Genomic DNA, 8,563 nt, shown 5'->3' on the forward strand with positions numbered 1-8,563 from the left:
GTTGGGGTTAAATGAAAAAAGGTGGTAGCGCTGATGCTAGAACAAGAACTTAACTTTGAAAATGATTTGATTAAGTATTTGACGCAAATTGGTGGCAGTAAGCAATGGCAATACGTTCCTGATATTAAAAATACAGATCAGTTATGGCAAAATTTCAAAATAATTTTGGAACAACATAATCAAGGAAAATTAGATCAACCGATGAGTCCGACTGAGTTTGCGCAAGTTAAACAACAAATTGAGAACTTAGAGACACCGTATCAAGCCGGAAAATTTTTGTATGGCCTAAATGGGGTTTCTCAGATTGAGATTGATCGTGATGATGGTAAGCATGTTTTCCTAACAGTATTCGATCAACAATATGTTGGTGCCGGGGATACGGTGTACCAAGTTGTCAATCAAATTGTTCGTCCGGCCAAGCAGAGTGGTCGCAAGAATCGTCGTTTTGATACGACTTTGTTGATCAACGGATTACCAATTATTCAAATTGAAGAAAAAAAAGCCTCTCACGATGCAAAAGAGGCTTTAAATCAAATGTCGCAATACATAGCCGAGGAACAATATTCGGATATTTTTTCAACACTTCAAATTTTAATTGGCATGACGCCAGATAATACGTTGTATATGGCCAATACTTCAATTGATAAGTTCAATACGGATTTTGCTTTTCATTGGCAACGAGAAGATGATAATCGACCAGTGCTTGAATGGCGGGATTTTGCTAATCGCATGTTATCAATTCCGATGGCCCATCAAATGGCAACGAGTTATGTGATTCTTGATGGCACTAAGAATAAACAAATGATCAAAGTGATGCGTCCTTATCAGGTTTATGCGACTAAACGAATCATTGAGAAAATTAAACAGACTAACTTTAATATGGATACTCAGAAACTAGGATATGTCTGGCATACAACTGGTTCAGGTAAAACAATTAGTAGTTTCAAAGCGGCATGGCTGGCATCAAGACTGCCAAATGTGGACAAGGTGATCTTTCTTGTAGATCGGATTGCGTTGACGCAACAAACAGCTGATAATTATGCTGCTTATGACCCCGATAGCGATACTGAAAATAAGGGTGGCGTTGTGGCTGACACAGCTAATGTAAATATGTTATCACGAAAAATTCGCCAAAAAGGTGGCGGAATTATCGTGACTTCTATTCAGAAGTTAGATCGGTTAGTACAACGCGAAAGCTTTAAGCAGCCAGACAAACACATTGTTTTCATTGTTGATGAAGCACACCGGTCGACCAGTGGAGAAATGCTACAACGCGCTAAAAAAGGATTCCCGCAATCAGTTTGGGTTGGTTATACTGGAACGCCAAGCTTTACAGGAATTACAACTCAAAGCATTTTCGGAGACTTATTGCATGCCTATACGATTCGTGAAGCAATATCAGATCATAATGTGCTTGGATTTAAGGTTGATTTTAATACAACGTTAACTGATGACACGCTACGCAATATTTATCTGCCCGAGTTCTATCGGTATCAGCATGCTGATTGGACCGCTGATCAGATTCAGTATAAAATTGAGCATTTATCGGATGAAGATCGGGATGATATGGTCAAATCAAGTGTTTATGATGAGAATGAAGACCATGTTAAATTAGTTGTTGATGATATTTTTTCAAAATGGCGTAACCGTTCCGCCAATTATCGATATAGTGCACTTTTAACGACCCATGTTGGTGGTGGCAAGCCTTCAACACCAATGGCTTTAAAGTATTATCATGAAATTTTACGACGGAACCAGACTGCCAGCCATCCACTAAAGGTTGCCGTCACTTTTAGCCAAGATACTTCTAATGGTGACAACATGACTGAAAGTAACAAAGGTTTGCATGATGCGATGCAAACCTATGCCGCGGAATTTGGTGGTGTGTATGGTGATGATGATGTGAAGTCTTACACTGAAAGTGTGATTTCAAGGTTAAATCGAACCGTGGATGATGGCAATTATTTAGACCTAGTCATCGTTATTGATCAGCTATTAACCGGATTTGATGCACCGTATTTAAATACACTATACGTTGATCGCACATTACAAGGGGCTAATTTGATTCAAGCTTATTCTCGTACCAACCGAATTCAAGATATGCAGCAAAAACCATATGGACGTGTGATCAACTATCGCTGGCCAGCGCAAGCCGAAAAGCTGATGAAAGATGCCTTGAAAGTCTATGCGGATCGTAATTCCGCTGCGGTTCAAACTGATTTGCCAGGATTGGATGGCGATGGTGATGTGATCGCACCAGATTTCGAACAGGTTGAAAAACAGACGGCAAAAATTGTTGAGCAGTTGGACGAGATGACTCAAGGTTTTGAAACAATTCCAAATACATTGGATGAAAACCAGAAGATTTATCAGCTTATTCAGCAATATAACCAGAAAGTTGCTTTACTGAAACAAGATGATAATTATGATTATGAAAAGCCTGATGAACTTTTGAAAGGGATTGGTATTAGTTCGGATGAGGAAGTACGGTTGACGACTACGATCGCCAATAATGTTAAAGATTTCATTGTTGCTCGGCATCCTGATATTGATTATGGTGATTTTGATTTACAGATGGAACACGTTAATGAGGTTCAAGTCGATTATGCTTATCTGGAACAATTAATTGCTGAATTGTTAAATCAATCGCATGATGGTGAAATTGAAAAAGTATCGAAGACCTTCAAGAAGGTTAATGAGGCTGCTGATCAGTTACCCGATCGACGAGCTAGTCGACAAATCAAGCGATTTGCCAAGGATGTACAAGAACATCATTTCGATGAGAAGTTGGTTGGTCAGTATCCAGTTGTCTCTGGTGATGTCGATCAGATCTTGGATGCACACAATGAAGGCAGTCGACGTAAGGCAATGCTCGATTTTCGTCAAGAATGGGGATTAGTTGATGCTGAAGGAGTTAAAACTCTGATGACTAAAATTCTAGACCGACACGTGACTGATAATGATGATTTGAATGAGAATAATGAATTAAATGAAATCATCAAGTCGGGACAACAGTATTATAAGACGGATGCCATCAAGGCTGAGGTCAAGGCGTTGCCAAAAATTAAGTATCGAAATCAACTTAGAAGTGAATTTATGAAGTTTGCAAACTATATTAATCAGGAATACAAGGAGTAGTTATGAATACAACAGAAAAGGCACAAGATATTACGTCCAAATTATGGGCGATGGCCAATGAACTTCGTGGCAATATGGATGCGAGTGAATTCCGAAACTACATTTTAGGCTTTATGTTTTATCGATACTTGTCGGAGCATCAAGAAACCTATTGGGTGAAAAATCAGATTTTTGATGTTGTCTCTGGTGAAACAGTCAATGAAGCCTATGCTAAAGCTGTTGAAGAAGATGGTTTAGCGGCCTATTTGGAAGACACTGCCGGTGAATTAGGTTATGCCATTGCACCAGATTATACTTGGGCAACGATTACAGATAAGGTTAAAAACAGTGAAATCAAGCCATCTGATTTTCAAGATATGTTTGATGATTTTCGAAAGAACGCCCAATTAAATCCACATGCACAACAAGATTTCAGAGGAATCTTTGCTGATATGAACTTAGGCAATTCTCGGTTGGGAAATTCAACTGTTTCGCGAGCACAGGCTCTTAGCGGCATTGTCAAATTAGTTGATAATTTTGATTATAATGACAAAGACGGTCACGATATTTTGGGTGACGTGTATGAATACCTAATTGCCAAGTTTGCTGGTAATTCTGGGAAAAAGGCTGGGGAATTTTATACACCACACCAAGTTTCAAAAATTTTAGCAAGTTTAGTTGCACTGGATGTTAAAGACGATGGGTCGCAGTTTACCGTCTATGATCCAGCAATGGGGTCCGGTTCACTGTTGTTAACAGTTCAAGAAGCCTTGAAGGAAAATGGCTATAAAAGGCGTGTACACTTTCACGGGCAGGAACTAAATACGACCACTTTTAACTTGGCTCGGATGAATCTTATGATGCATGGTGTTGAATATCAAAATATGGATTTGCGTAATGCTGACACATTAGAGTCCGATTGGCCAGACGGTATTGATAGTGATGGTGTGGACCATGCAAGAAGTTTTGATGCGGTTGTTGCAAATCCTCCTTATTCGGCTCATTGGGATAACAATGAAAACAAACTGAAAGATCCACGGTTTAAAGCTTACGGGAAACTTGCGCCTAAGTCCAAAGCTGACTTTGCGTTTGTTTTGCATAGTATTTACCATTTAGCTGATACTGGTCGGATGGCAATTGTCTTACCACACGGGGTGTTATTCCGTGGTGCCGCAGAAGGAACCATTCGAAAGACATTGATTGAAAATAACTATTTAGATGCAGTGATTGGTTTACCAGCAAAGTTATTCTATTCAACATCAATCCCGACTACTATTTTAGTCTTCTCTAAGAGCCGTAAAACAAAGGACATCTTATTTATTGATGCTTCACAAGACTTTGAAAAAGGAAAGAACCAGAATATTTTGCGTGATGCGGATATTGATAAAATCATCAATGTCTATGTCGAACGTAAAGATGTTGAAAAGTATGCGCATGTTGCGACATTGAGTGAAATTGAGGATAACGAATTCAACTTAAATATTCCACGTTATGTGGATACTTTTGAGGAAGAACCACCAGTTGATGTTGATAAACTTGTGAGCGATATAAAAAATACTAATGAAAAGATTCAGGGCCTGCAATCAGACTTAAGTGGTATGTTGGATGATTTAGTAGGTCAAGACGCTGTCGCTCAACAGCAGTTAGAGGAAATTAAGAGGATCTTGCGATGAAGGATGAGAAATTAACACCTGAAATTCGTTTTAAGGGATTTACTGACCCCTGGGAGCAGCGTAAGCTAAAGAATATTTCGGAAATTAATCCAATGAAAGAGATACCTCAAAATTTTCTGTACGTAGATTTGGAATCAGTTCAAGAAGAAAAAATCAAGAAATATCAAATCCAGAATAGAAATAATGCGCCTTCACGTGCCCAACGCTTGGCAAAAGAGGGGGATATTTTCTTTCAGAATGTGCGGTCCTATCAAAAGAACAATGTAATTTTTGAGCAATCCTTCAATACTGATCCTGTTGTTTTTTCTACCGGATATACACAAATTAGAACCTCACAAGATTCAAGCTTTGTGATGACTCAATTACAGACAAATAATTTTGTGAATCGTGTTCTAGCGAGGAGCACTGGAACCAGCTATCCAGCTATCACTAGTAAGAATCTTGGAGATATGAAGATTAGTTTACCTAATCTAAGTGAACAGTTAAAAGTTGGTATGTTTTTTCAAGGACTTTCTAAACTTATCGCTGCCAATGAGGAAAAGGTTGATGAATTAAAAGCTGTAAAAAAATTATTGATGCAAAGGCTATTTGATCAAAGCTGGCGTTTTAAAGGATTCACTGACCCCTGGGAGCAGCGTAAGTTGGGTGAGCTGTTTAGTGAACGAACCGAACGCTCTTCAAATGGAACTTTACTTTCAGTTACAATCAACTCCGGAATTGTAAAATTTGACTCCTTAGACAGAAAAAATAATTCTAGTGAGGATAAAAGTAATTACAAAATCGTCAAAAAAAATGATATTGCGTATAATTCTATGAGAATGTGGCAAGGGGCTAATGGTGTCTCGAATTATGATGGTATTGTTAGTCCAGCATATACAGTGATAACCCCCCGCAAGAATGTCTTTTCGGATTTCTTTGGCTATCACTTTAAACAAGTGAAGATGCTACAAGTATTTCAAAAGAATTCACAAGGATTGACTTCTGATACCTGGAATTTAAAGTATCCATCACTAAAAGGGATTAATGTTAAAATTCCAAGCATGAATGAGCAGAAGCATATCTCTAGGGTGTTAAAAAAAATTGATGAGAATATCGCTGCCAATGAAGAGAAATGTGAACAATTGAAACAATTGAAGCAATACCTAATGCAAAATATGTTTGTTTAATTTCAATACGAAAATTTTGACTTATCACTGCCAATAAGCGAAAGGTTAATAACGAAACATTCTGAATTCTTGGCATTTTGAATATTAATGCATGTATAAATGGGTTAGCTAATCAAACTGATTGGCTAACTCATTTTTTGGAGGTGCATAAATATGGTCCAAGATACTAAGTTTTATCAGTATTTTTATCAATGGATGAGGTTATACAAGTTGGATGCAGTTCGACCAGTCACATATCAAAAATATCAAATGTCATACAAACAACTAGTAACGTTGGCACCAGAGCTGAAAATGTCGGAGCTAACGCGATTGAATTATCAACAGTTATTAAATGATTATGCGGAAACTCATGAACGGCAAACGACTATGGATTTTCATCGTCATTTGAAGGGTGCATTGTTAGATGCTTTGGAAGAGGGCCTGATTGACCGTGACCCGACTCGTAAGGCAATTATAAAAGGTACTAAACATCGACAGCACAAAACCAAATTTTTACATCAGTATGAGCTACAAGCATTGCTAAATGAGTTGACGTTGGACGAAGGCGTAAATTGGGATTATTTTATTCTCTTAATTGCTAAGACCGGTTTGCGTTTTGCTGAGGCACTGGGAGTTACTCCTGATGATTTTGACTTTGCCCATCAAATATTGACGGTTAATAAAACATGGGATTATAAATCAGCAACCGGTGGATTTGCACCGACTAAAAATAATTCATCAGTTCGTAAGGTACCGTTAGATTGGCAGACAGTTATTCAATTTTCACAGTTAACCAAGCATTTACCAGATGATCAGCCAATTTTTGTACAAGGAAAAGTCTATAACGACACAGTAAATCATTATTTAGAACGTCTGTGTCAGCGAGCACAAGTACCTGTTATTTCTGTGCACGGGCTTCGCCATACGCATGCTTCACTCTTATTGTATGCCGGTGTCAGTATTGCATCTGTTGCGCGAAGATTAGGGCATTCTAATATGACGACAACACAACAAACTTATATCCATATCATTCAAGAACTTGAGAATCAGGACAATGATAAGGTGATGAAACATTTGGCCAGTCTTATTTAATCCATACGTTTTAAGTTAATAAATGACTGGAAGATCGCATTGAATTTGATAGTGCGATTTTTTTCGTTCGTTCATTGGCAGCGATAAGCACGTCCAGAACGTCCAATATGTCAGCAATATTTCTTTGCTCTTCCAAGCACGGGATATCAATATCAATGTTGGTAAAGGAGTTATAATTAATATTCAGTAATCCATCCATTCTTGCACCAGAAGATACCACTTTTCTCAATTCACGATTGGGTAGCCCGGTTGCAAACATGTATTCAATAAACATTGGATCATTCCTGTAAATCATCTTGAAACTGTGATATACGCGCGGAACTAGCGCAGTTTCGTAAGTCCGCAATTCAAATACAGCTCCGTACTTAGCAAACTTGGAATTTCCATGATTATAAGAAAGATCACCTTTTGATAGAAGCGTATAATTTTTTTGCTCTTTTCCAGCAATATTGGTGGAGAAGCGCATTTGTTGACTTAACCAACCGCGCATTGCGGAGATTGTCAAAACCGGTAAATCCATCCTGCCATCGTTTCCTTGAACTCTTTTCGAAATCTCCTTTAACTTACGCTGCTCCCAAGTAATAATGCAAATTATCATGTATTTTAGGTTATTAATTGGGGCTAGTTTGGGAGCAGCGTAAGGCAAAAGAGATATTTGTTCCAATAAGTCAGAAAGGATATCCCGAGTTACAGGTTCTTTCTGTTACCCAAGACAATGGTGTCGTTTTTAGAGACGACTTAGATATAGATATAAAATATGACAAAAAGTCACTTTCTAATTATAAGGTTATAAGTCCAGGTGACTTTGTAATTAGTTTACGTTCATTTCAAGGTGGTTTCGAACTATCTGACAAGCTTGGAATTTCAAGCCCTGCATATACGATATTTAATTTTAAAGATCCTAAATATCAAAATGCGGGTTACTGGTACTTTATGTTTAAAAGATACAACTTTATAGAATCTCTAAAGACGGTCACATTTGGTATTCGTGATGGAAAATCAATTAGCTTTAACGAGTTTTCTTCTTTGAAATTGGTATATCCGACAAAGAAAGAACAAGCTAAAATTAGTAACACCTTAAGGACTTTGGATAAACTTATCGCTGCCAATGAGTGTGTCCCTATAATGGAACGTAATATTACGCGACGATTTATTGGTCAAAAAATGCTTGAAAAAGTTATAATAATGATTACTTTGAAAATATAATAAAGAATCCTTTTTCGCATAATTATCAATGAACAAAGATAAAATCCAGTGAAAAAAACATACAGTTCAAAATTACTGTAAAAATATACACAGATAGCCGTACAAACGATTATCTATACGAGTTAACCTTCCAAGCAACTCAAGTATCAGCCACTTGAGTGAGTACTCAAATGGCACCAAATCTTCAAATCATTGAAATAGCAAAGTGAAATCGTTAACTGATTTTCAGAAACCTGTTGTATAAGAAACTAAGCGCGCGTTTTATAATCAAGTTAGCCAAATACTTTTAGCTAATTGATAAAATAAAAAACACCAAGACAAATCTCTGTT

General features: G+C 37.5%; 6 protein-coding genes. 5 read left to right on the top strand and 1 reads right to left on the bottom strand.

The window, feature by feature from the left end; genetic code table 11:
• Positions 1-33: 33 nt before the first annotated feature.
• From FFM64_RS09500 to FFM64_RS09515, 4 genes are all read left to right on the top strand, one after another.
• On the top strand, positions 34-3,138 hold the full coding sequence (locus FFM64_RS09500) for a type I restriction endonuclease subunit R (protein WP_223876944.1): 3,105 nt from the start codon (positions 34-36) through the stop codon (positions 3,136-3,138).
• 2 nt (positions 3,139-3,140) lie between these two features.
• On the top strand, positions 3,141-4,790 hold the full coding sequence (locus FFM64_RS09505; protein WP_137607776.1) for a type I restriction-modification system subunit M: 1,650 nt from the start codon (positions 3,141-3,143) through the stop codon (positions 4,788-4,790).
• Positions 4,787-5,956 (top strand): restriction endonuclease subunit S, encoded by a 1,170-nt coding sequence (locus FFM64_RS09510; RefSeq protein WP_137607777.1) that lies wholly within the window; start codon positions 4,787-4,789, stop codon positions 5,954-5,956. Before FFM64_RS09505 ends, FFM64_RS09510 begins: the two co-directional genes overlap by 4 nt.
• A gap of 153 nt (positions 5,957-6,109) precedes the next feature.
• On the top strand, positions 6,110-7,027 hold the full coding sequence (locus FFM64_RS09515) for a site-specific integrase (protein WP_137607778.1): 918 nt from the start codon (positions 6,110-6,112) through the stop codon (positions 7,025-7,027).
• 10 nt (positions 7,028-7,037) lie between these two features.
• On the opposite strand, the gene FFM64_RS09520 is transcribed toward FFM64_RS09515, so the two are convergent.
• Positions 7,038-7,547 (bottom strand): restriction endonuclease subunit S, encoded by a 510-nt coding sequence (locus tag FFM64_RS09520; protein WP_307722841.1) that lies wholly within the window; start codon positions 7,545-7,547, stop codon positions 7,038-7,040.
• Between the two features lie 95 nt (positions 7,548-7,642).
• Between FFM64_RS09520 and FFM64_RS09525 the strand changes: the two genes are divergently transcribed.
• Positions 7,643-8,233 carry a restriction endonuclease subunit S domain-containing protein gene (locus tag FFM64_RS09525; protein WP_137607780.1) on the top strand — a complete coding sequence of 197 codons (591 nt, stop codon included), beginning with the start codon at positions 7,643-7,645 and terminating at the stop codon, positions 8,231-8,233.
• Positions 8,234-8,563 lie beyond the last annotated feature (330 nt).

The sequence above is a fragment of the Lactiplantibacillus daoliensis genome, assembly GCF_005405005.1.
Classification (GTDB): Bacteria; Bacillota; Bacilli; order Lactobacillales; family Lactobacillaceae; genus Lactiplantibacillus; species Lactiplantibacillus daoliensis.

What these genes read in the sequence shown, in the direction of transcription:
- FFM64_RS09500 (WP_223876944.1), top strand. Translation starts at nt 34, where the DNA reads ATGCTAGAACAAGAACTTAACTTTGAAAATGATTTGATTAAGTATTTG.
- FFM64_RS09505 (WP_137607776.1), top strand. Translation starts at nt 3,141, where the DNA reads ATGAATACAACAGAAAAGGCACAAGATATTACGTCCAAATTATGGGCG.
- FFM64_RS09510 (WP_137607777.1), top strand. Translation starts at nt 4,787, where the DNA reads ATGAAGGATGAGAAATTAACACCTGAAATTCGTTTTAAGGGATTTACT.
- FFM64_RS09515 (WP_137607778.1), top strand. Translation starts at nt 6,110, where the DNA reads ATGGTCCAAGATACTAAGTTTTATCAGTATTTTTATCAATGGATGAGG.
- FFM64_RS09520 (WP_307722841.1), bottom strand. Translation starts at nt 7,547, where the DNA reads ATGGATTTACCGGTTTTGACAATCTCCGCAATGCGCGGTTGGTTAAGT.